Raw genomic sequence first — 2,061 nt, forward strand, 5'->3', positions numbered from 1 at the left:
GTGCTGATTGCCAGCTTCAAGACCAAGATGCAGACCATCAGCGCGGGCGTGGTCGAAGGCCTGATGCAAGGGCTGGAGATGGCCGAAGCCAACTACAAAGGAATGGTGATCTGGTCGCCGGGCGAGATGTTCTCTGCAGGCGCTGACCTGCAAGCCATGCTGCCGGCCTTCATGATGGGCGGTGTCGCTGCCATTGACAGCTACGAGACCGAGATGCAGCAAGCCTTTCTGAAACTGCGCTACGCCAGCGTGCCGGTGGTGTCGGCCATACGCGGCTTGGCGCTGGGTGGCGGCTGTGAGATGGCGGTGAATTCAGCCCGGCGCGTGGTGGCGATGGAAAGCTACATCGGGCTGGTGGAAGTCGGTGTCGGACTGGTTCCGGGCGCCGGTGGCCTGACCTATATTGCGCGCCGTGCGGCAGAGAATTCAGCGACTTCTAACGGCAAGGAATTGCTGCCTTTCCTCATCGAAGGCTTCACCGCGGCCGCCATGGCCAAGGTAGGAACCAGCGCGCTGGAGTCGCGCAAGTTGGGCTACTTGTTGGAAAGCGATGTGGTGGTGCCGCACAAGGACGAATTGCTGTTTGTCGCCATCAACGAAGCCAAAGCGCTGTTCAACGGCGGCTACCGCGCGCCGCACAAGCGTCTGTTTGCCGTGGCGGGGCGCAGCGGTGCGGCCACCATCAAGGGCTCGCTGGTCAACATGCGCGACGGTGGTTTCATCAGCGCCCACGACTTTCATATCGCCAGCCTGATTGCCAACGTGCTCTGCGGCGGCGATGTCGATGCGGGCAGTTTGGTGAGCGAAGACTATGTGATGACGCTGGAGCGCCGCGCCTTCTGCGAACTCCTCGTCCATCCCAAAACGCAAGAACGGATCATGGGAATGATGTCTACCGGTAAGCCAGTGAGAAACTAACATGAAAAAAATTCAAGAAGCCTATATCGTTGCCGCCACGCGCACACCCATCGGTCGCTCGCACCGGGGTGCTTTTCGCAACCTGCGCCCAGACGATTTGCTGGTGCACGCCTTGAAGGCGGCGCTGGCGCAAGTGCCGTCGCTGGACCCCCACATGATCGAAGACCTGATCTGCGGCTGTGCCATTCCTGAAGGGCCCCAGGGTCTGAACATTGCGCGCATTGGCGCGGTGCTGGCGGGCCTGCCTACCAGCGTTGGCGGCATCACAGTCAACCGCTTTTGCGCCTCGGGCCTGAGTGCGATTCAAATGGCCGCCGACCGCATTCGTGTGGGCGAGGCCGACGTGATGATCGCCGCGGGCGTCGAGAGCATGAGCATGGTGCCGATGATGGGCAACACGCCCTCGCTGTCGCCCACCATGTTCAGCAACGACGAGAACATTGGTATTGCCTACGGCATGGGCCTGACCGCCGAAAAGGTCGCTACCCAATGGAAGATCAGCCGCGAGGCGCAAGACGAATTCGCCGTCAAGTCGCACCAGAAAGCCTTGGCCGCGATGGAGGCGGGCCACTTCGCCGACGAGATCACGCCGGTGGAAGTAACCGACCGCACGCCCAACTTGGCAACCGGCGAAGTGATCGAGAAAAAACGTCTGATCAGCCTGGATGAAGGTGCGCGCTTTGACACCTCAATGGCGGGTCTGGTCAAGCTCAAGACGCCGTTTGCCGCACGCGGCTCGGTCACGGCGGGCAACAGTTCGCAAACCTCGGACGGCGCCGGGGCCCTGATCTTGGCCAGCGAAAAAGCAGTCAAGCAATTTGGCCTGAAACCGCTGGCGCGCTATGTGAGTTTTGCCGCCAAGGGTGTGCCGCCGCAGATCATGGGCATTGGCCCCATCGAGGCAATACCAGCGGCGCTGCGCTATGCCGGACTCAAGCAGGACGACATCGACTGGATCGAGTTGAACGAGGCTTTTGCCGCGCAGTCGCTGGCGGTGATGAACACGCTGGGGCTGGACCCGGCCAAGGTCAACCCGATGGGCGGCGCCATTGCCCTCGGTCACCCGCTGGGCGCCACCGGCGCCATTCGCGCCGCCACCGCGATTCACGCGCTGCACCGCAACAACCTGCGGTACAGCATGGT

General features: G+C 62.1%; 2 protein-coding genes. Both read left to right on the forward strand.

Going from position 1 to position 2,061, the window contains the following annotated elements; genetic code table 11:
- Window positions 1-918: enoyl-CoA hydratase/isomerase family protein (locus WCG50_RS19165; protein WP_336901191.1), on the forward strand; the 918-nt coding region annotated here is incomplete at its 5' end.
- A 1-nt stretch (window position 919) separates the two neighbouring features.
- On the forward strand, window positions 920-2,061 hold a 1,142-nt coding region (locus WCG50_RS19170), incomplete at its 3' end, for an acetyl-CoA C-acyltransferase (protein WP_336901192.1).

Source organism: Rhodoferax sp., assembly GCF_037143375.1.
In the GTDB taxonomy this organism is placed as follows: Bacteria; Pseudomonadota; Gammaproteobacteria; order Burkholderiales; family Burkholderiaceae_C; genus Rhodoferax.